This window comes from Pseudotamlana agarivorans (genome assembly GCF_018860245.1).
In the GTDB taxonomy this organism is placed as follows: Bacteria; Bacteroidota; Bacteroidia; order Flavobacteriales; family Flavobacteriaceae; genus Pseudotamlana; species Pseudotamlana agarivorans_A.
In genome coordinates this window covers 12,923-35,798 of the sequence record NZ_JAHKPD010000016.1, presented here as the reverse complement: position 1 = coordinate 35,798, position 22,876 = coordinate 12,923, and the positions used below count along the sequence as shown (strand labels likewise).

At 33.8% G+C, this 22,876-nt stretch carries 16 protein-coding genes; 8 read left to right on the top strand and 8 right to left on the bottom strand.

The window, feature by feature from the left end:
• Positions 1 to 106: 106 nt before the first annotated feature.
• From KO493_RS10860 to uvrA, 3 genes are all read right to left on the bottom strand, one after another.
• Positions 107 to 2,938 (bottom strand): metalloprotease, encoded by a 2,832-nt coding sequence (locus KO493_RS10860; RefSeq protein ID WP_216067994.1) that lies wholly within the window; start codon positions 2,936 to 2,938, stop codon positions 107 to 109.
• A 49-nt stretch (positions 2,939 to 2,987) separates the two neighbouring features.
• On the bottom strand, positions 2,988 to 3,677 hold the full coding sequence (locus tag KO493_RS10855; protein WP_216067993.1) for a TIGR00730 family Rossman fold protein: 690 nt from the start codon (positions 3,675 to 3,677) through the stop codon (positions 2,988 to 2,990).
• A 93-nt stretch (positions 3,678 to 3,770) separates the two neighbouring features.
• Positions 3,771 to 6,602: an excinuclease ABC subunit UvrA gene (uvrA, locus tag KO493_RS10850; protein ID WP_216068008.1), complete on the bottom strand. Its 2,832-nt coding sequence runs from the start codon at positions 6,600 to 6,602 to the stop codon at positions 3,771 to 3,773.
• Between the two features lie 179 nt (positions 6,603 to 6,781).
• Between uvrA and KO493_RS10845 the strand changes: the two genes are divergently transcribed.
• A complete protein-coding gene (locus KO493_RS10845) occupies positions 6,782 to 7,306 on the top strand; it encodes a hypothetical protein (protein WP_216067992.1) in 525 nt (174 codons plus the stop codon).
• A gap of 105 nt (positions 7,307 to 7,411) precedes the next feature.
• Here KO493_RS10845 and KO493_RS10840 read toward each other — a convergent pair whose 3' ends face one another.
• From KO493_RS10840 to KO493_RS10830, 3 genes are all read right to left on the bottom strand, one after another.
• Positions 7,412 to 7,777, bottom strand: a complete 366-nt coding sequence (locus KO493_RS10840; RefSeq protein WP_216067991.1) for a hypothetical protein — start codon at positions 7,775 to 7,777, stop codon at positions 7,412 to 7,414.
• Positions 7,778 to 8,117: 340 nt separating this feature from the next.
• Positions 8,118 to 8,837 (bottom strand): hypothetical protein, encoded by a 720-nt coding sequence (locus KO493_RS10835; protein ID WP_216067990.1) that lies wholly within the window; start codon positions 8,835 to 8,837, stop codon positions 8,118 to 8,120.
• Between the two features lie 181 nt (positions 8,838 to 9,018).
• Entirely contained in the window at positions 9,019 to 9,618 is a 600-nt protein-coding gene (locus tag KO493_RS10830) for an ACP phosphodiesterase (RefSeq protein ID WP_216067989.1), read from the bottom strand.
• Positions 9,619 to 9,697: 79 nt separating this feature from the next.
• Between KO493_RS10830 and glmM the strand changes: the two genes are divergently transcribed.
• Complete coding sequence (gene glmM, locus KO493_RS10825) at positions 9,698 to 11,089, top strand: phosphoglucosamine mutase (protein ID WP_216067988.1); 1,392 nt, start codon at positions 9,698 to 9,700, stop codon at positions 11,087 to 11,089.
• Between the two features lie 113 nt (positions 11,090 to 11,202).
• Here the strand turns inward: glmM and KO493_RS10820 are convergent, their stop codons facing one another.
• Positions 11,203 to 12,084 carry a lysophospholipid acyltransferase family protein gene (locus KO493_RS10820; protein WP_216067987.1) on the bottom strand — a complete coding sequence of 294 codons (882 nt, stop codon included), beginning with the start codon at positions 12,082 to 12,084 and terminating at the stop codon, positions 11,203 to 11,205.
• A gap of 63 nt (positions 12,085 to 12,147) precedes the next feature.
• On the opposite strand from KO493_RS10820, the gene KO493_RS10815 reads away from it, so the two are divergent.
• The 4 genes from KO493_RS10815 (at position 12,148) to cmk (ending at position 18,787) form a co-directional block, all read left to right on the top strand.
• Positions 12,148 to 12,798 (top strand): rhomboid family intramembrane serine protease, encoded by a 651-nt coding sequence (locus KO493_RS10815; RefSeq protein WP_216067986.1) that lies wholly within the window; start codon positions 12,148 to 12,150, stop codon positions 12,796 to 12,798.
• 1,547 nt (positions 12,799 to 14,345) lie between these two features.
• Complete coding sequence (gene lon / locus KO493_RS10810; RefSeq protein ID WP_216067985.1) at positions 14,346 to 16,796, top strand: endopeptidase La; 2,451 nt, start codon at positions 14,346 to 14,348, stop codon at positions 16,794 to 16,796.
• A gap of 116 nt (positions 16,797 to 16,912) precedes the next feature.
• Entirely contained in the window at positions 16,913 to 17,932 is a 1,020-nt protein-coding gene (gene porQ / locus KO493_RS10805) for a type IX secretion system protein PorQ (RefSeq protein WP_216067984.1), read from the top strand.
• 171 nt (positions 17,933 to 18,103) lie between these two features.
• A complete protein-coding gene (gene cmk, locus KO493_RS10800) occupies positions 18,104 to 18,787 on the top strand; it encodes a (d)CMP kinase (protein ID WP_216067983.1) in 684 nt (227 codons plus the stop codon).
• Positions 18,788 to 19,147: 360 nt separating this feature from the next.
• On the opposite strand, the gene KO493_RS10795 is transcribed toward cmk, so the two are convergent.
• Complete coding sequence (locus tag KO493_RS10795) at positions 19,148 to 19,528, bottom strand: LysM peptidoglycan-binding domain-containing protein (RefSeq protein WP_216067982.1); 381 nt, start codon at positions 19,526 to 19,528, stop codon at positions 19,148 to 19,150.
• Positions 19,529 to 19,995: 467 nt separating this feature from the next.
• Here KO493_RS10795 and rpsA point away from each other — a divergent pair, with 467 nt between their 5' ends.
• Positions 19,996 to 21,822 carry a 30S ribosomal protein S1 gene (rpsA, locus tag KO493_RS10790; protein ID WP_216067981.1) on the top strand — a complete coding sequence of 609 codons (1,827 nt, stop codon included), beginning with the start codon at positions 19,996 to 19,998 and terminating at the stop codon, positions 21,820 to 21,822.
• A 240-nt stretch (positions 21,823 to 22,062) separates the two neighbouring features.
• A complete protein-coding gene (locus KO493_RS10785) occupies positions 22,063 to 22,284 on the top strand; it encodes a hypothetical protein (protein ID WP_216067980.1) in 222 nt (73 codons plus the stop codon).
• The last annotated feature ends 592 nt before the right edge of the window (positions 22,285 to 22,876 follow it).

Sequence of the window (22,876 nt, the reverse complement as noted above, 5' to 3'; positions counted from 1 at the left end):
GCTTAAGTTGTTGTGAATAATTTAATAAAGCTTTGATTTGTTATCTTTATATTAGAATTAATTGATAAAAAACACGGTTTTATTGATAATATTTTAATATTTTAAACTAAAACCAGCGTCTTCTAAACAATCCGAGTAGCGATTGTGGATCTATCGTAAATATGAATCTAATGTGCTCAGCATAACGCGGTTGAGCGATTTCCCATCCTAAATTTGAATATATAGGAAAATATAATTCAAAATAATCTGTTACCAAATTAACGCGCACTCCTGTTCCATATACAAATTTAGGATCTTCATATCTATTTTTAACCAAACCAACATCTCCATAAAGTAAAATATAACGCCATAATGTCGTGCTTGCATTTAAAGTTGTAATCCATTGATTAGCAAATGCAGGTTCTAATTTTGATTTGAAACCACCTTCAGCAGGGATATATTGCTGACTAAATAGTCCTGTAGTTTCAGATCGTCCTAGATAATTGTAATCAAATAAATAATCGGTAGGACGGTTTAAAGCAAAGCTGAAGTAATCTGAAGTAGGGTCGTTGTCGTTGCGCAAAAAGGTTCCAGCGAAGGCTCTTAGGTTTATCTGACGGTTGTTTTCGAACAAATGCCTGTACTCATAATTTAGAGACACTTTGCTAAATTCTTTACTAAACTGAAGGTCGACATACCACTTATAAAAGTTAATTAGATTATCATTAGAATATATAAAACGGGTATTAAATAAGGAGTAGTTGGGCTCATCGCTCGTTACTCGATTTTGTTCATCTTCATCTCTATGAATATCTATAAACCTGGTATAGAGCGCGCCCCTTTTATTAGAGCGAAAATCCTCTTTATCTCTATAAAGCAAAGAAACAGAAGGTGTTAGTCGTCTTACAAATAGGTCTTCCGCGTAAGATTTGTAAGATCCAGAAAATCCATAATTAAGATAATATAAATTACGATCTTGTATATTATGCGTTTTTGATACCGTAAGTGATCCTGTAACAGCATTAGAACCAAAGGAATATTGTGGTGATATTTTGTAGTAAAACATACGGCGTAATACTGTTTTGTTATAGGCTTTAAGTCCTAAGTTTATGCCGTCATAGATATTGTTGAATTCCAAAATAGGCATAATAAATACCTGGCTGTAATTCGGGTCTTCTATATCTTTAAATAAACGTATTTGTAAAGGTTTATTGTTTGCTAATGCTCCTTTTAATGATTTCCAGTTGTCTCTAGAATTAAATTCTGGTATCGTATTTTCGTAATTTAAAACCAATTTATCGCCACCATTGCTTGGTATGGTAATGGTTTTGTACTTCTGTATGTTTTCAACCCATTGTTTTGAGACTACACTATCATTTTTAAGTGTATATAACGATACAGGCATGTTGTTTTTACCCTTGTTTTTAATCGTTAATGTTACAGAATCTTCGGTTTTACTTACCTTTTTAATCTTGTAATCGATAACTTTTCTAGTGGCCAAATAATCACTAAAAAACCAATCAATATTTTTATCTGTTTGAGATTTTAAGTGTTTTTCAAATTCGGTAATTGAGGTATTCTGTAGTTTAGATTCTTTTACAAACGACTCAATGCTATTTTCAACAATGCTATGGTCTGTAAAGTCATCTAAATACTTAAATCCGATTCCTGCCTTATATTTGTTGGCTATATTTTTATTATATTTTAATAAGGAGTCTTTTGCTTTTGTTAGAGCTTGGTCGCGGTTGGTTCTAGCCATAACCATATATGCTAAAATGTATTTATCGTTATACATCATATCAGATGCATGAAAAGGTCTGGCGGCCCAAAAATCGGATATCGAGCCTAGAAACTTCATGTCTGGATGGTATTGATCTACATATTGCATCATGTAATAAATCTGTATACCGTCAATTAACCATTGTTCTCTTCTCGGGTTAAGCAATAAAGTGTTCTCTAAATAATTGTAAAGGGCAATTTTTAGAATTTTAAGTTCATACTCGAAACTTAAAGGGTGTGTTTTTATGAATTTTGGTAAGAAGTTTAAACCATAAATGGGGTCTTTATCATAATCAATTTGAGTTAATAATAGACGCTCGTGTGGGTAGGCTCCAAAGTTTTCAATTATAAATTTGGTAATACGTTCGGTAATAATTACCTGATCTAGAATCTCAATACCTTTACCATCAATGTTAGAAATAACGGATAAATTATCTGCTTGAATCGTGTTAAAATTTGATTTTTTTTGAAGGAATAACTTGTTGGAATTTCTGTGTTTTCCTTTTAACGTAACCACCTCTTTATTAGTGGTTTTTGTTAGATTATCTAAATCTAAATCTGAAGTTAAATCATAGATGTTTGGATATTCGATTTCTAAGGAAATATCAGATTTCGGAATGAATAAATCGTCCAAATTCTTGTTACTATAATATTGCCATTCACCATTGTAGACTGTTGGTGTAATGTACCAATATCTAAGACTAACATTACCATCATCATCAATGCCATATCGTGTAAAACTAGCATTAGGAATTTTAACGAGATAGTCTAATTCTAGCTCATAAGATGCGTTAGGTTTCAAAGGTTCATTTAAATAAACCTTAATAACATCTTGCTGATCTTTGAGTATCTTAAATTCTAACTTCTCACCATGTTGTTTTATGAAATTTATGTTTGAAAAACCACGATCTTCGTCTTTTACAAGTTGAAATTCGTCTTTGTATTCCTCAGCTAAACGATGCGCTAAAGGGGTGTGTTTCGAGGAATAACTATTATTCCAATCGTTTAAATAAATAAATTCCAATTCATCGTTCGTATCATTGTGGTATATAATTGTCTGAGATATTTTTATTTGCTTATTTTCCACATCAAAAGCAGCCTTTAAATCAATTTTATTCTGACTTAAACTGAGTAGGCTAATAGTGAAGAAAAGAAAACTATTAAATAAACGTAGTCTCAACGATTAATGATTTAGGTTATTAAATACGGATGGAATTTATTTATCGACTTTAGAAATTCGGACTTAAATCTGAGTTTTTATAGAAATCATCAAGAATCGCAATGACTTCATCTTCCGTGTCTACCAAATGAATTAAATCTAAATCTTTAGCACTAATTGTAGCATCGGTTTCTAAAAGTGTGTTTTTAATCCATTCAAATAAACCAGCCCAGAAGGTTCTTCCGACAAGGATAATTGGGAATTTTCCAATTTTATGCGTTTGAATTAGTGTGATGGCTTCAAAAAGCTCGTCTAAAGTCCCAAAACCACCAGGCATCACCACAAATCCTTGAGAATATTTTACAAACATGACTTTACGAACAAAAAAGTAATCGAAATCTAAATTTTTATCAACATCAATATATGGGTTGTCATGCTGTTCAAAAGGCAATTCAATATTTAGTCCAACCGATGTTCCGCCAGCTAAATGTGCACCTTTATTACCAGCTTCCATAATTCCTGGCCCACCACCAGTAATAACACCATAACCGGCTTCAACAATTTCTTTAGCTACATTTTCGGCTAATTTGTAATATTTATGATCTGGTTTAGTTCTGGCAGAACCAAAAATGGACACACAAGGGCCTATTTTACTCATCTTTTCAAAACCACTAACAAATTCACCCATAATTTTAAAAATGGCCCAAGAATCGTTTGTTTTAATTTCGTTCCAGCCTTTTGGGTGTTTTTCTGTTCTCATAATGTTTATAATTTATATTTTTTTAAACTTTTTAAATCTCACCTAAAACAAGCTCAAGGTACTGCTTGTTCACTTTCTTAAAACTTTACTAGACTAATGTAATTCTTTTTTTAAAAATTTAGCCGTGTGGCTTTTTTTATGTTTGGCAACTTCTTCGGGGGTGCCCTCTACAATCACTTTTCCGCCACCTTTTCCACCTTCATAACCAATATCAATAATATGATCTACAGTTTTAATCACGTCTAAATTATGTTCTATAATTAATACCGTATTACCTTTGTCGGCCAATTTGTTTAAAACAATCATAAGCACACGAATATCTTCAAAATGCAAGCCAGTTGTAGGTTCATCTAAAATATAAAAGGTGTTTCCGGTGTCTCTTTTGGACAGTTCGGTAGCTAACTTAATACGCTGTGCCTCACCACCAGAAAGTGTGGTACTTTGTTGGCCTAATGTAATATACCCGAGGCCAACATCTTTTATTGTTTTTAATTTTTTATGAATTTTAGGAATGTGCTCAAAGAAGTCGACTGCTTCATTCATGGTCATATTTAAAACATCACTTATGCTTTTACCTTTATAGCGAATTTCTAATGTTTCACGATTAAAACGTTTGCCTTGACAAGTTTCACATTCCACATATACATCTGGTAGAAAATTCATTTCAATAACACGTAAACCTCCTCCTTGGCAGGTTTCACAGCGCCCGCCTTTTACATTGAAGCTAAAACGCCCGGCTTTATAACCACGAATCATAGCCTCTGGTATTTTTGCAAACAAGGCTCTTATTTCGCTAAAAGTGCCAGTATATGTGGCAGGATTACTTCGAGGTGTTCTTCCAATGGGCGATTGATTAATATCAATAACCTTATCGATATGATCTAAACCTTTTATGCTTTTATATGGCATAGGTTTTTTAACGCCATTAAAGTAATACGCGTTCAAAATAGGGTAGAGGGTTTCGTTGATTAAAGTAGATTTTCCACTTCCTGAAACACCGGTAACACCTATCATTTTTCCTAAGGGAAATTTTACTGAAACGTTTTTTAAGTTATTTCCTGTACAGCCTTTTAAATCAATAAAATTTCCATTGCCTTTACGGTGTGTTTTAGGAATTTCAATTTCTTTATTACCGTTTAAATAATCTGCTGTAAGCGTGTGGTGTGTTAATAATTCCTCTGGAGTTCCAATACTTATAATTTCACCACCATATTTTCCTGCTTTAGGACCAATGTCTATCACATAATCGGCACGTTCAATCATGTCTTTATCGTGTTCAACAACAATAACAGAGTTTCCGATATCTCGTAAAGCTACCAAGGAATTTATTAATTTTTCGTTGTCGCGCTGATGCAATCCAATACTAGGTTCGTCAAGAATATACAGCACACCAACCAATTGCGAACCAATTTGAGTGGCTAATCGAATACGTTGCGCTTCTCCACCAGATAAGGATTTTGAGCTTCTATTAAGTGATAAATAATCTAAACCAACATCTAACAAAAACTGCAGTCTGGATTTAATTTCTTTTATAACTTCTTCAGCAATTTTTAATTGTTTTTCTGAAAGATGCTTATCTAAATCACCAAACCATTTTGCTAATTCAACGATATCGGTATTAGCAAGTTCAGCAATATTTTTATCGTTTATTTTGAAATAAAGTGATTCTTTTTTCAATCGAGAACCTTCACAAACAGGACAAGTAACTTTGTCCATAAAATCTTTAGCCCAACGTTTTAACGAGGTCGATTCTGCAGTTTTGTATTGGTTTTCTATAAAATTGGCAACGCCTTCAAAATCGATTTTATAATCCCGAGTAACGCCTAAAGTTTTACTTTCAACGGAGAACTTTTCATTGCCACCATAAAGAATCATGTTTTTCGCTGCTTCTGGAAGGTCTTTATAGGCATCGGTTAAACTGAAATTAAAACGCTGTGCAATCGTTTCAAATTGCTTAAAAATCCAGCTATTTTTTTCTGGACCATGTGGTGCTAATGCACCAGCTTTTATAGAAATAGTATCGTCTGGAACAATCTTATCTATATTCACTTGATACAAGTTCCCTATACCATTGCAATTGTCGCAAGCCCCTTTTGGGGAATTGAATGAAAAGTTATTGGGTTCCGGATTTGGATATGAAATACCCGAACTCGGACACATTAAATTCCGACTAAAATAACGGGCTTCTTGAGTGTCTTGATCAATAACCATAAGCACATCTTCCCCATGATACATGGCGGTGTTTATGGTTTCTGAAAGGCGTTTATCATTATCTACCGAATCGTCAATAACCAAACGGTCAATTACAATTTCTATATCGTGGTTTTTGTAACGATCCAATTTCATGCCTTTGGTGATATCGCGAATTTCACCATCGGTTCGAACTTTTACAAAACCTTGTTTTCCAATTTGCTCAAATAATTCGCGGTAATGTCCTTTTCTGGAGCGTACCACAGGCGCCAAAACATTAATGCGTTTTCCTTTAAAATCGCTAGAAATAAGGTCTTTAATTTGTTCATCGCTATAGCTCACCATTTTATCACCTGTATTGAAGCTATAAGCATCACTGGCTCGCGCAAAAAGCAAACGCATAAAGTCGTAAATCTCTGTAATGGTACCTACCGTTGAGCGTGGCGATTTACTAGTGGTTTTTTGTTCTATAGCAATAACAGGGGAGAGGCCGTCAATTTTATCAACATCAGGACGTTCTAATCCGCCTAAAAACTGACGTGCATAAGCCGAAAAAGTTTCAATATATCGGCGCTGACCTTCAGCATAAATGGTATCAAAGGCTAAAGAAGATTTTCCGCTACCAGATAAACCTGTGATTACAACAAGTTTCTCTCGCGGAATGGAAACATCTATATCTTTAAGATTGTGTACCCTAGCGCCCTTAACTTCAATAAATTCGTTGAATTGACTCATAAATTTGCAAAAGCGCAAAGGTACAATTTTAGTTGTTAAAATCATGTGAAGTTTTACTGCTTCCGCGGAAGCGTTATTGAATTTAAGCATAGAATTTCTCCTGATTTTTTTTATAATTATTTCTGAAGGAAGTATATTTATGAAGTTAAATTTAGAACACTAAAACACAATTATAACATATGAAAATACTAGGAATAGGATCGCGAATAAATCATCCAGAATTTGGAAAAGGTGTCGTTACAAACGTAACATCGGAATATTACTGGGTCACTTTTATTGAAAACGGATTAGAAACCATTGCTATTGATAGCACTTTTGAAGTTATTGAAGCTGCAGATGGCGATGTGGATACTATAAGCTTTTCGGAAGTGGAAAGTAGTTTGGTACGTATCTTGAAAAAATGGAGTGATGTTAGTGAAATTGTACCAATTGCCGATAAATACAAGGGTGGAAAGTTAATTCTTGAACCTGCCGATGGTAATTTAAAAGCTTATGAGCTGCCAATTGATAAATTTTTTAATAAAATTATTATGGTGAGAGATCGCTTGCGTGTTATGGAGCAGCGTATTAATGCGAGTGATTTAGATGAGCAAAATAAGGTTGATTTACAACAATATATTACTAGAATTTATGGGAGTTTAACCAGTTTTAACGTGTTGTTTAAATCTGATAACCATAAGTTTGTCGGGCAGCGTGGCAAATAGATGTCATAAAAAAAGGATTACCTTATTTTTAGTAAGGTAATCCTTTGAAAGTTTTTATGGTATATAATAAGGACTAATTCCTATAATCTGAAAACTTTTTAATTATTATTTTATCACAGATAACTCACCAGCGTTTAGAGCTTTGTTGTAATCTGCATCTACTGAATTTAAAAATCCGAAAAACTTTTTACCGTTTTTACTTTCTAAAGTAACTTTAGTTTCACCATTCGCGTTAGTTTCAACATTTTTTACAAGAACTACATGTCCGTCAACACTATTGTAGTTTGCTAATCCACCACGTTTTACAATAAAATTTAGCCTTGGAAAATCTACATGATTAAATTTATCTGGATTTTGTTTGTTAATTACTAACTCGTCACCAACTTTTACTTCGTTCTGAGTTGTAGGGTTTGTGTTATTTGCAAATGTAACTCCAAAAGCTAAAAAAAATAAAAAAGCAAGATTCTTCATGATACTAAATTTTTAAAGGGTTATTTATTAATTCTAGAGTAAAATTAATGAAGAAAAACATAGTAGAAAAGCCTATTTAGAAGGCCTTAACATAAGTTAAAAAACAGTATAAAATTGTTAACCCATATTAATTTTGGGGTACAGTGAATCTCTATGATGTGTTTAAAGTTATGAGCTATGAAATTAGGATGGGGTCAGGGCTAAATTTCAACCATACCTATTTACTAGGGTATTAAAATATAGGGTTGATATATAAGAGCGAAATGTGGTAGTTTTAACTAACTTTAACACTTCTCGCATCAGTTGAAATACACACGATTTAGTTTTGGTAGGTGAGGTACTAATTGTACCCTTTAATATCGGTGATTTCCAAACCTAGAAACATCAATTTGTGAAACTCTGGAAGTTGAGCGCCAGTTTCAGTGGTGGTCCAATGTTCCCAAGAAGCTTCCAAACCATCAATGGGTAATATGGCCGTCCACATTTTGAAGGCTTTCGGTTTGTAATTATTGTCTAACAACCATAAATAAGAGTCGCCAGGCGTAGAGCCTCCAGAAGTATAAGTGACTAAAAGGGCTTCATTATTATTGGTTTTAACTAATCGACGTTCAACACCTTTATCAAATACTTTGTAGGGTGCAACCAACCAAAAAGAATCGTTATTAAAGTATTTTATGGCTGTTTCAATAAGGTCTGGCGCTAATTCTCCAGTATTTATAAAACCTTGTATATAAACCTTTGTGTTGTCGTTATTATTTAAATCTAAAACCACGCGATAAGATTTCCAAAATACTTCGCAAATATTCTTGCTTTTATCCCATTTATAATGGTGACGTTTTTTAAAAGTCCATTCAATATAAGCGGTATTTTTATAGGCTTCATAATCTAAGGCATCTAACATTTTATATGCCAGTTGATCTGCGGCTTCACCTTGCACTCCTGTGGGTAAATCTTCATTGTATTTAAAATACATAAAACCAAAAAAAAGCAAACTAGGCAGTGTGAAAAAGATAATGACTCCAGCGATAATTTTGACTATTTTCTTAGATTTTTTTGGCATAGATTTAGGGGTAAGCACGTGTTAGAGATACTTCTAAATTATAAAATATCAGGCTTTTAAAAAAAGAAAACAAAAGAAAACCGATAAGCTGCAATAGTGTTTACAAATAATCCGTTGAAACTGGTAGTCTGTCGAAATCTGTAAATTTTCAACCTCATTTAGTCCTGTAAATAGAAAACTTTTAGTAATAAAGCGCATTGAGTTCAGTTAGTTTTTCAGCGGAAGTGTCAATGAGTTCATCAAAAAAGTCTGAAAACTCAGTTTCAAACTCTTCATAAAACTTTTGAAGCTCATGCACGGCTTCATTCATACTAGAACGGTTTTTAGTGCGCCGGTTCATACCATCTAAAACACGTGAAATCCCTTCAATAGAAGCATAACTCAATAACCAATTATCGGCAAGCATATACGGTAATAGTTTTTGAATGTTTAATGGCAATAAATCATAATGTGCTTCCAAGGAATTATAAAACGTTTCGGTGTAAACTTCTAACGGAGTATCTGAATACTTACTCCAGTTTTTGGCTAAAAAATGATCATATAGTATATCTACAATAATACCAGAATAATGACCATATTTAGCATGAAGCCTTTTAGTGCTTAATCTTACGGTTTTATGCGCGTCTGTAAAAGTATCGATATGACGATGCAACAAAATCCCAATTTGAATATTCTCTGGGAATGATAAGTACTTTTTCCCCTTAATGCCATCGGCAATAAAGTTTCCTATTGTGACCAATTCGTTTTCACCAGAAAGATAGATGTGGGCTAAATAATTCATTTGTGAAATTTACGAATTCCCTTTTTAGTATTCCGAATTTGAAATACTATATTTGTTCATCAATTTATTAAAAATAATTATGACACTTATAAAATCAATTTCAGGAATTAGAGGAACTATTGGTGGTTTAGTTGGAGAAAATTTAACTCCAATTGACGCTGTAAAATTTGCCTCGGCTTACGGTTTATGGCTAAAACAACAAAGAAACAAGGAAAAGCATAAGGTTGTTGTTGGCCGTGATGCTCGTATTTCTGGAAAAATGATACAGAATTTAGTTATGAATACTCTTATAGGGCTAGGGATTGATGTGGTTGACGTCGGACTTTCAACTACACCTACTGTTGAAGTTGCTGTACCGATGGAACAGGCTGATGGTGGCATCATTTTAACCGCTAGTCATAACCCAAAACAATGGAATGCATTAAAACTTCTTAACGCTAAAGGTGAGTTTTTAGATGCTGTGGAAGGTGCTAAAATTCTAAATATCGCCGAAAGTGATCAAATGAGTTTTAGCGATGTTGATAGTTTAGGGAAAATAACAAAGAACAAAGCTTATATTGATTTACATATTATTGAAGTTCTAGATTTAGATTTAGTAACAGTTGCAGCGATTGAATCTCAAAATTTTAAAGTGGTTGTTGATGGTGTGAATTCTACTGGAGGTATCGCCATTCCTTTATTATTAGAGCGTTTAGGTGTTGAAGTGGTGAAATTATACTGCGAGCCTAATGGGGAGTTTCCACATAACCCAGAGCCTTTAAAAGAGCATTTAACCGATTTATCGGATGCTGTAAAGAAACACAATGCCGATTTTGGAATTGTAGTAGATCCTGATGTGGATCGTTTAGCTTTTATGGATGAAAACGGTGAGATGTTTGGTGAAGAATATACTTTGGTAGCTTGCGCTGATTATGTGTTAAGTAGAACACCAGGAAATACGGTTAGTAACATGAGTTCTACAAGAGCACTTAGAGATGTTACCGAAAAGCATGGTGGTATGTATGAGGCTAGTGCAGTAGGTGAGGTGAACGTAGTGAATTTAATGAAAAAGAATAAGGTTGTTATTGGTGGTGAAGGTAACGGTGGTATTATTTATCCAGATTCTCACTATGGTCGTGATGCCCTTGTTGGTGTGGCTTTGTTTTTAAGTTTGTTAGCCGATAAAAAAATGAGCGTTAGTGCACTAAGAAAAACATACCCAAGTTATTTTATGGGTAAGAAAAAAATTCAATTAACCCCAGGATTAGACGTTGACGGCATTTTGAAGGAAATAGAATCGCGTTATAAAAACGAACAATTAACAACTATAGATGGAGTGAAAATTGATTTTGCTGAAAGCTGGGCGCATTTAAGAAAAAGTAATACCGAACCAATCATTAGAATTTATACGGAAGCCAAATCACAAAAAGAGGCTGATACTTTAGGTGATAAATTTATTGCTGAACTTGGTGAAATTGCTAAAAGTTTATAGACTCTAGGCTAATATATTATGAAAGATTTTAGATCGTAGACGAGCATATAATCTATTTTAAATAACATTAAAAAGGGATGAAATTAAATAATTTCATCCCTTTTTTGATGCTCTTAGTTTGGCTTTTTGTTACGATGTTTCCAGCGTTTATGAGTCCAGAAATAAAATTCTGGTGCTTCATGGATTTGCTTTTCAACTTCTCGTAGAAACATATCTGTTAGTTCATAATCTTTATAATCTTTTGGGGATTCGGTAAAGGTTATGATTTCAGCTTCATAATACCCACGTTTTACTTTGGTTATTTTTATGTAAGCCATTGTTAAATCTAATTTTTTAGCCAGACGTTCGGCTCCAGTAAAGCATGGCACATCAACGCCCATAAATTCACTCCAATACACATCTTTTGATAGTTTTGGTGATTGATCGCTTAAGAAAGCCATAAAACTTTTTATGCCTTTTCTTTCATTATGAGCAATTTTAGTAACGGTTTCCTTGGTGCTAATCAAAGTGGTATTGTATTTCGAGCGTATATCTCGAACCATTTTATCAAAATATTTATTTGCTAATCTTTTATACACGGCAAAACCTGGAAAAGAAGTTTGGGTTTGCAGTTGTAAGGACCATTCCCAACTGGCATAATGTCCATACATAAATAGTGCACTTTTATTTGCAGATTCTAACCGCCTAACTTCTTCTGGGTTTTTAAGAATAAAACGTTTTTCTAATTCAGCTTTTGAAATGGACATGGTTTTTGCCATTTCAAGAAACATATCACATAAATGCTTGTAGAATTTTTTCCTAATGGCAAATATTTCTTCTTCAGGCTTATTAGGAAAAACTAATTTTAAGTTGTTGGTCACTACTTTTTTTCGATAACCAATAATGTGATAGAGTAAAATGTAAACCCCGTCGGAAATTAGGTATAATAATCTAAAAGGCAGTATAGAAATTAACCACAAAATCGGATAAACAATAATATAAGCTAGAAAATGCATTAATTAATTTTAGATTTGTAATCGCAAATATATGTTAAATACACTTTAATCTTTAATTCCTTTATGGACAATTTAAATCCAGTTACCATTATCATTATAGCAGCCAATGTCATTATATCTTATAGAGGTTTTGGGGATTTTAGTTTTTTTGAAAAATATAAGTTTAATATTGGTGGCATTCAACGTGGCGAAAAAATTAGAATGTTTAGTTCGGGGTTTTTACATGCCGATACGCAGCATTTACTTTTTAACATGCTATCGCTTTACTTTTTTGCAGATGTTGTGATTAATATATTAAACCCATTGCAGTTCATTATTATCTATGTAGGGAGTTTAATTTTAGGTAATTTATTATCGTATTATTTTCATAAAAACGAATATTCATATAGTGCTGTTGGTGCTAGTGGCGCAGTTTCAGGAATTATTTATTCTGCCATATTACTTCAACCAGGAATGAAATTAATGTTTTTCTTTATTCCTATAGCCATTCCAGCTTATCTATTTGGAATAGGTTACTTGCTATATTCTATTTACGGGATGAAAAATAAAATAGGAAATATTGGTCATGATGCCCATTTTGGCGGTGCTGTTGGTGGGTATTTAATTACCCTATTTTTAGCACCATGGCTGTTTCAAACTAATATTTTAATGATTGGTTTACTGGCGCTTCCTATTGTTTTATTGTTTGTATTGAAGAAAATGGGGAAGATTTAGCTAATAATTAATAATTAATGGTGAATAATTAATAATGAATAGTGAAAAATTAAAAATGGTCAACTCTATTTAGGGAAGTTCAAATCCTATTTAGGAAATTTAATCTGTCGGGTTGAGCGCAGTCGAAACCTAATTTTTTAATCTGTGCAAATCAGTGAAATCTGTGTCCAGAATTATTGGTTGCTAGTTGCTGGTTATTAGTTGTTAGACTTACTCTTACGCTAATTTTCATAAATAGTATAAGTATCAATTCGTGTCCAAAAACCGCTGTGAGCCTCAGTGAAATCTCTGCGTAATACCCCCCCGCAAGAGTAAGTAGTCAACAACTAAAAAATCAAAAATTAATAATATCCTTTCACAAAGACCTAGAGCCGTAAAGGTGCTTTGTTAAAAACCTGTGCAAATCAGTGAAATCTGTGTCTAAAAAACGCTGTGTATCTCAGTGAAATCTCAGTGAAACTCTGTGTAATAGCTACTTCAGCATTTCTATCTGTGTAAATCAGTGAAATCTGTGTCCAGAATTATTGGTTGCTAGTTGCTGGTTATTAGTTATTAGGCTTACTCTTACGTTAATTTTCATAAATACTATAAGTATCAATTCGTGTCCAAAAACCTCTGTGAATCTCAGTGAAATCTCAATGAAACTCTGTGTAATAGCTTTTTCAGCATTTCTAGCTGTGAAATCTGTGTCTGGGAAATCATCACAAGAGTAAGCGACCAATAACCAACAACTAGAATCTAACAACTAAATTGATTTCTCCCGTAGCCACAAGGGCGCAAAGGTGTAAAAATCAAAATATTCGTGAAAATTGGTGTAATTCGTGTCTAAAAACCTCTGTGAATCTCAGTGAAATCTCAGCGAAACTCTGTGTAATAGCCACGCAAGAGTAAATAATCAACAACCAATAACCACTAATTAATAATAATCTCTCACAAAGAGGCAAAGTCGCAAAATATTCGTGAAAATTAGTGTAATTCGTGTCTAGAATTATTGGTTCCTAGTTGCTGGTTATTAGTTGTTAGGCTTACTCTTACGCTAATTTTCATAAATAGTATAAGTATCAATTCGTGTCTAAAGAAACCCCTGTGAGCCTCAGTGAAATCTCAGCGTAGTTCTGTGTAATAGCCACGCAAGAGTAAGTAGTCAATAACTAAAAAATCAAAAACTAATAATACCCTTTCGCAAAGACCTAAAGCCATAAAGGTGCGATGTGAAAAATCTGTGCAAATCAGTGAAATCTGTGTCTAAAAAACGCTGTGAGTCTCTGGGGAATCTCAGCGAAACTCTGTGTAATAGCTACTTCAGCATTTCTAGCTGAGATACCTCTGCATAATAACCACGCAAGAGTAAGTAATCAATAACCAACAACTAAAAACTACCAACTATACATCTATTTTAAAAGTCTGGCATAAGTATTGAATTTATAGTACAGATGGACATCAATATCTCTAATAACACTATTGGTTTCCAGACGAATAAGCTTTTAAGTTTAAAATTTAAAAAATGATCAATCCTGTTTTAATGACAGATTGACCTAATTATATATATGAAGAAATCTAATTTTATGACCCTTGACAGTTTGTCATTACAGGAATTTGATGAAAACTCAGAGTTGATTCCATTAATGACACCTGAAGATGAAGAAGCAATAAACAACGAAGAGTTGCCAGAGACATTACCGATTTTATCTTTAAGAAATACGGTTTTATTTCCGGGGGTGGTAATTCCTATTACTGCTGGAAGAGATAAATCTATTAAACTAATTAATGATGCCAACAAGGGCGGAAAAGTAATTGGTGTTGTGGCACAAAAGGATGAAGCTGTTGAAGATCCTTCAGCAAAAGAAATTCATGAAACAGGCACCGTTGCAAAAATTTTACGTGTATTAAAAATGCCTGATGGTAATGTTACTGTTATCATTCAAGGTAAAAAACGTTTTAAAGTTGCCGAAGTACTTACGGAAGTCCCATACATGACGGCTACCATTAGAGATCTTGCTGAAGCGAAACCCGCTTTAAAAAACAAGGAATTTTCAGCCATTATTGACTCTATTAAAGATTTAGCTTTAGAGATCATTAAGGAAAACCCGAATATCCCTAGTGAAGCTTCATTTGCCATAAAAAACATTGAAAGCAACTCGTTTTTAGTGAATTTTGTTTCTTCAAACATGAACCTTTCAGTTGCAGAAAAGCAAGAGCTTTTAGAGATTAATGACCTTAAAGCACGTGCATTGGCAACCTTGAAATACATGAATGTTGAGTTTCAGAAATTAGAACTTAAGAATGATATTCAGTCTAAAGTTCAGATGGATATGAGTCAGCAGCAGCGTGAATATTTCTTGCATCAACAGATGAAAACCATTCAAGAAGAATTGGGTGGCGTAAGTCATGATGAGGAAATTGAAGAGATGAAAGCGAAAGCCAAAGACAAGCAATGGGATGAAAAAGTGGCAAAGCATTTCGAAAAGGAAATCGCTAAAATGCAACGTATGAATCCGCAAGTTGCCGAGTATTCTATACAACGCAACTATTTAGAGCTGTTTTTAGATTTACCATGGAATGAATTTTCTAAAGATAAATTCGATTTAAAACGCGCAATGAAAGTTTTAAACCGTGATCATTTTGGCTTAGAAGATGTAAAACGTAGAATTATTGAATATTTAGCGGTTTTAAAGTTACGTAACGATATGAAATCACCGATTTTATGTCTGTACGGCCCTCCTGGTGTTGGTAAAACATCCTTAGGAAAATCTATTGCCGAGGCCTTAGGTCGTGAATATGTTAGAATTTCATTAGGTGGTTTACGTGATGAAGCAGAGATTCGCGGCCATAGAAAAACGTACATTGGCGCCATGCCAGGTCGTATTATTCAAAGCTTAAAGAAAGCTGGTACATCAAATCCTGTATTTGTTTTAGATGAGATTGATAAGTTATCCAACTCCCATCAAGGTGATCCTTCTTCAGCAATGTTAGAAGTTTTAGATCCAGAGCAAAACAGTGAATTTTACGACAATTTCTTAGAAATGGGTTACGACTTATCTAAAGTCATGTTTATTGCCACATCAAATAGTTTGTCTACCATTCAACCGGCGTTGTTAGATCGTATGGAGATCATTAATGTTACGGGATACACTATTGAAGAAAAGGTTGAAATCGCTAAACGCCATTTACTTCCAAAGCAATTAAAAGAACACGGTTTAACCGATAAACATTTAAAAATTGGTAAACCGCAATTGGAAAAAATTGTTGAAGGTTATACTAGAGAATCTGGAGTTCGTGGTTTAGAAAAACAAGTGGCTAAAATGGTGCGTTTTGCAGCCAAAAATATTGCCATGGAGGAGGAGTACAATATTAAAGTGACTAACGAAGATATTATTGAAGTACTTGGCGGACCAAAAATGGAACGCGATAAGTATGAAAATAATAACGTGGCTGGTGTGGTTACAGGTTTAGCTTGGACACGTGTTGGTGGTGATATTTTATTTATTGAATCTATTCTATCTAAAGGAAAAGGCTCGATGACTATTACCGGTAACTTAGGTAAAGTAATGAAGGAATCGGCTACCATAGCAATGGAATACATCAAATCTAATGCAGAAGAGTTTGGGATTGATCCTTCTATTTTTGAAAAATATAATGTACACATTCATGTTCCGGAAGGTGCAACACCAAAAGATGGGCCAAGTGCAGGGGTGACGATGTTAACATCCTTAGTATCTTTATTCACACAAAAGAAAGTGAAAAATAATCTAGCCATGACTGGTGAAATTACACTTCGTGGAAAAGTGCTTCCTGTTGGTGGCATAAAAGAAAAGATTTTAGCTGCAAAACGCGCTAGAATTAAGGAAATTCTACTTTGTGAAGAAAACAGACGTGATATTGAAGAAATTAAACAAGAGTATTTAAAAGGTTTAACTTTTCACTATGTTTCAGATATGAGTGACGTTATTAAAATAGCAGTTACCGGTCAAAAAGTAAAAAACGCAAAGAAATTATAAGTATTTAATTTCTTAACGAATTTAAACCTCGATGTACGTCGAGGTTTTTTTATGATTTAAAATAAAAGATACATGCTGTCGTTTTAAGATAGATTTACTTACTTTGTGACCTCAATATGCTGAAAAAAATTAACCTCTTTTTTTGTTTATTAATTGGTGCTCTCGCAACTGCTCAAGTTGGAGGAGAGCGTACATACCAGTTTTTAAACTTAATTTCTTCCCCACGACAAGCAGCATTAGGAGGTAAGGTACTTACTAATGTTGATTATGATGTCACTCAGGCGTTGTTTAATCCAGCAACCATTAACGTGGAAATGGATAATCAGCTGGCTGTAAATTACACCAGTTATTTAGGAGGTATTAGCTACGGAACAGCAGCTTACGCATATACTTACGATAGACATGTGCAAACATTTCATGCCGGAGTGAACTATATTAATTATGGCTCTTTTGATGGTTACGATGAGGATGGTAATTCTACCGGAGAATTTTCAGGTAGCGAGGCCTCCTTTTCTTTAGGCTATGCATTGCAATTGGGGTATTCAGATTTTTACTTCGGAACAAATGCTAAGTTTATTTCGTCTAAATTAGAACAGTATAGCTCATTAGGAGTAGCGGTAGATTTAGGTTTAATCTATATTAATGACCATTTAGATTTGAATGCAGCATTAGTAGTTAGAAATATTGGTACACAAATAACAACTTATGCCGATATTAACGAAAAATTACCGTTTGAAGTCGCTTTAGGGGTTTCTCAAAAATTAGATAATGTGCCAATACGTTGGCATGTTACGTTAGAAAACTTACAAGAATGGCCAATCGCAAGACCAAATCCAGCGCGTACTACTAGTGATTTGGAAGGCAATCAAACCGAAGAGAGTATAGGGTTCTTAGGGCAAGTAATAAGACATACTATTGTTGGAGCCGAATTCTTTCCAGATAAAGGTTTTAATGTGCGTTTAGGTTATAATTTTAGAAGAGGAGAGGATTTGAGAATTGTAGATCAGCGTAATTTTTCTGGAATTTCTGCTGGACTTTCTATTAAAATGAATAAAATGCGCTTTAGCTATACCTATGCCAAGTATACAAGTGCTGCCAATGCCAACTTCTTTGGATTGCAAATTGATTTACAATAGATGCGTACTTAAGTCCTTAGATCACACTGTAGTTGTAAGTTCGTGATATAAGATTTTAAAAAAAGTCAAACATATGTTACCTATAAATTCGATTTTAGATTTTCACTTTAGACACATTAAAACTTTCCTAGCTTAGACACTTTACCTAATATTGCAGACTAATTAATTACAATGAACAAAATCACCATTGCCATCGATGGATTTTCATCTACAGGTAAAAGCACGGTCGCTAAACAATTAGCAAAACATTTGGGTTATGTGTACGTAGATACTGGTGCGATGTATCGTGCTGTAGCTTATTATGCCATGCAAAATGGTTTAATAAATCAAGAATATTTTAAAGTTGAAGCATTAGTTTCTCAATTATCAAATATCAATATCACATTTAAATTTAACGAGACATTGGGTTTTGCCGAAGTGTATTTAAACGGTGTTAATGTTGAAAAGGAAATTAGAACACTTGAAGTTTCAAACTTTGTGAGTACCGTGGCTTCAGTTTCACAGGTTCGTAAAAAACTGGTGGAGCAACAGCAGAAATTTGGAGAAAACAAAGGTGTTGTTATGGATGGTCGTGATATTGGAACTGTTGTTTTTCCTAACGCCGAACTGAAATTATTTATGATCGCTTCCGCGGAAAAAAGAGCCCAACGTCGCTACCAAGAACTTATTGAAAAAGGGGATGACGTTGATTACGAAGCCGTATTGAAAAATGTTCAAGAACGCGATCATTTAGATACAACACGTAAAGATTCGCCTTTAGTTATGGCTGAAGATGCTATTGAGTTTGATAATTCAGATTTATCGCGAGAGGAGCAATTTGATAAAATCTTGGAATTGGTTTCATTGAAGCTGTAGTTGTTACACTGAGATTCGCGGAGAAACACAGAGTCGCACAGAGAAAAAATTGAATTTCCATATATAAAGTGGACAATTTTTAACTATTCACTATTCACTTTTAATTGAATAATTGTTTTAGCGTTTATTTGTTGAATCGTGTAACTAGAAAACCGTTCTCGACTCCGCTCGAACACCGGGACCAATCATGAACGTTAACGGTCTTCGAGCGGAGTCGAGAAGTGAATTTTTAATTTTTCACTATTCATTATAAATTCCACTCTTTGCGCCTTTGCGAGAAAAAATTTGATCTTCTCCATAAACAAAAAAAAGACGAACCAATTAAGATTCGTCTTTTGTATTTTAAACAGGAGGGATTACCTATATATTTGGGATGATTAGTTCTTGACCCGGGTGAATTAAATCAGGGTTTTTAAGGATATCAGAGTTTGCTTTGAAAATATCCTGATACTTTGAAGCATTACCATAATATTGTTTTGCAATTTTCCCTAAAGTTTCACCACTTTTAACCGTATGTCTGTGAAAAACTGAGGTGTCAGCAACTGTAATGTTAGCTTTAATATCTGATGGACTATCACCACCAATTTCTTTAATCTTGTCCCATAAAATATTTTTTTCATAAGGTGTTTTGGCCTCGCCTTTTACTTTTAAAACCCCATCGGCTTCTGTAACTTCCCCGTTTTTAATACCTAAGGATTCGCCTAAATCTAATACTGGTTGATATTTGTCTTTTGATGTCATAATTAATTAATATAAGGTTATTACTTTTTTCAACCTTAACAAGGTATGAAAATTTTCACATAAAAAATATAAGAATTTCACCGAACTTTTAGTGAGCAGATTCTTAAGTATTTTAGTGCAGAGAATTGTCGAAATCTATTTTATTTAAAAACTAAAAAATTAAAGTTTAGAAACAAATGACGCTTGAAGCTAAAAGTGCTTTAATTTGGTAGTAATTATTTTCTTCAAAAAAAACTAGAACCAACTCAATTACAGTGGTTTAAATTAATTTTGTCATTTCTAGGTAATTGTCTCAATATTATGTATTTTTGCACTCCTTTTAGCGCGTCTTGGAAAGATAAAAGGAATGAAACTAAAATTTATATAACACTTCTGTGTGTTAATCGCTTAAATCTTTCAAAGCATACAGAATACAAAATTTAATGTAATACATTGTAAAACAAAATATTACATTATCACTTATTAAAATGGCGGAAAACGCAAAACAAGCTGAAGTTGAGGCAACTGAAGCAAAAAGTGCTCCAGTGGTATCTGAAGCAAAAGCAAATCCTGAAAAATTCTTAGCAGACTTTAACTGGCACAATTACCAAGAAGGTATTGATGAAGTTGATGATTTGCAATTAAAAGAATTTGAAAAATTAGTAGCTGAAAATTTCGTTGACACTTTAGATGACGAAGTTGTAGAAGGAACTGTAGTACATATTACAGACCGTGATGCTATTATCGACATTAACGCAAAATCTGAAGGTGTAATTTCGTTAAACGAATTTCGTTACAACCCAGGATTAGCTGTTGGTGACAAAGTAGAGGTTTTAATTGACGTTCGTGAAGACGCAACTGGTCAATTAGTATTATCTCACAGAAAAGCTCGTGTAATCAAAGCATGGGATCGTGTAAACGCAGCTCATGAAACTGGTGAAATCGTTAATGGTTTTGTAAAATGCAGAACTAAAGGTGGTATGATTGTAGATGTTTTCGGAATCGAAGCATTCTTACCAGGATCTCAAATTGACGTTAAACCAATTAGAGATTACGATCAATACGTAAATAAAACAATGGAATTCAAAGTTGTGAAAATCAACCACGAATTTAAAAACGTTGTTGTTTCTCATAAAGCACTTATTGAGGCTGATATTGAAGAGCAAAAGAAAGAAATTATTGGTCAATTAGAAAAAGGTCAAGTATTAGAAGGTGTTGTTAAAAACATTACTTCTTACGGTGTATTCATCGATCTTGGTGGTGTAGATGGTTTAATCCACATTACTGATTTATCTTGGTCTAGAATTAACCACCCTAACGAAATTGTTGAGTTAGATCAAAAATTAAACGTTGTAATTCTTGATTTTGATGAAAACAAATCAAGAATCCAATTAGGTCTTAAACAATTATCTAAACACCCTTGGGAAGCTTTAGCTGAAGAGGTAAAAGTTGGTGACAAAGTAAAAGGTAAAGTTGTTGTAATCGCTGATTACGGTGCATTTATTGAAGTTGCTGATGGTGTTGAAGGATTAATTCACGTTTCTGAAATGTCATGGTCTACACACTTACGTTCTGCTCAAGATTTCGTATCTGTAGGAGATGAAGTTGAAGCAGTAATCTTAACTTTAGATAGAGAAGATCGTAAAATGTCACTTGGTATCAAGCAATTATCTGCTGATCCATGGACAGATATTACTGGAAAATACCCTGTAGGTTCTAAGCACACTGGTGTGGTTCGTAACTTTACAAACTTTGGTGTTTTTGTTGAATTAGAAGAAGGTATTGACGGATTAATTTATATCTCTGATTTATCTTGGACTAAGAAAATCAAGCACCCATCTGAATTTTGCGCTGTTGGTGACAAATTAGATGTTGTGGTATTAGAATTAGATGTTGAAGGACGTAAATTATCTTTAGGTCACAAACAAACTACTGCTAATCCTTGGGATAAGTATGAAACTGAATTCGCTTTAGGAACTACGCATACTGCTGCAATTTCTGAAATCGTTGATAAAGGGGCTACAATCGAATTTAACGAAGATATCGTTGCATTTGTACCTTCTCGTCACTTAGAGAAAGAAGACGGTAGCAAACTTAAGAAAGGGGAGTCTGCTGAATTCAAAATCATTGAATTTAACAAAGAGTTTAAACGTGTTGTAGCGTCTCACACAGCTATCTTTAAAGCTGAAGAAGTTGCAAACGTAAAAGCTGCTGTTAAGAAAGCTGCTAGTGCTGCTGCTGAAGCAAAACCAACTTTAGGTGATGCTAATGACGCTTTACAAGCGCTTAAAGATAAAATGGACGGGAAAGCTTAATTGCAAATTCCCAATTCCTGTGAAAACAGGAATCTCATCCATTTATAACTTAAAGCCTCTCGATTTTCGAGAGGCTTTTTTTGTGCACTAAAGTGAATTATAGCGTTTTCTAGCTGTTTGATTACCCACTAGTACAAACAACAATAAAAAGAAACGTTGATAGCGCTGACTGTCTCAAATAATAGACTTAAAAATAAACAGCAGAAATTGTATCTTTGTTATAATAAAGATATAGAAAACATGGATTTAGAAGCAAGAAAATATGAGTTTATACAAAAGTTGTTTTCTGTAAACGAAACGCTTTTCACAAAGTTAGAAACAATTATAAATAAGGAAACGGAAGAATTTGAAAGAATTAGTATCGAGCAATATAATAAAGAAATTGACGAAGCTAATGAAGAAATTGACAACGGTAATTTTTATACACAAGAAGAAGCTAGAAATATAGCTAGTCAATGGTAGAAGTTATTTGGGGAAAGTTAGCTTTAAAACAATTGAATAAAGCGTATAACTATATTAAAAAAGAATCTTTACAATCTGCTATAAAAGTACGTGAAGAAATCTTCGACAAACCGTGCCCACAATAGTAAGCAATAAATGTTAAAGGCCTTATAGTCATCAGGAAGTTTAAAGAAAGGAATGTGTTTTTCAGCTGAACCCGATAGCGCGAATAACAATTAAAAGAAACGTTGATAGCGCGGACTTGTAGTCCGTGCCCACTAGAGTAAGCAATAAATGAAAAAGCCTTTACAGTCCCGATAGCTATCGGGACTGTAAAGGCTTTTTTATTAAATTCTATAGCCATCAGGAAGTTGAAAGTAAGAAAAGAGTTTTTCATTTAAATTTAATAGTTTCTATATTTACTTTTAAGCTTTTGAAGGGTATTTGTTGTAAGTGCGTATTGTAGCGTATTTATTTAGGCACGGACTGCAAGTCCGCGCTATCGACTCCACTCAAGATAAACTCCAGCCCGACCTCCCGATAGCTATCGGGATGGATGCGCCTAAATAATCTTTAACCTGATTGGTTTCAACTTCTAATATTTTGCATTACC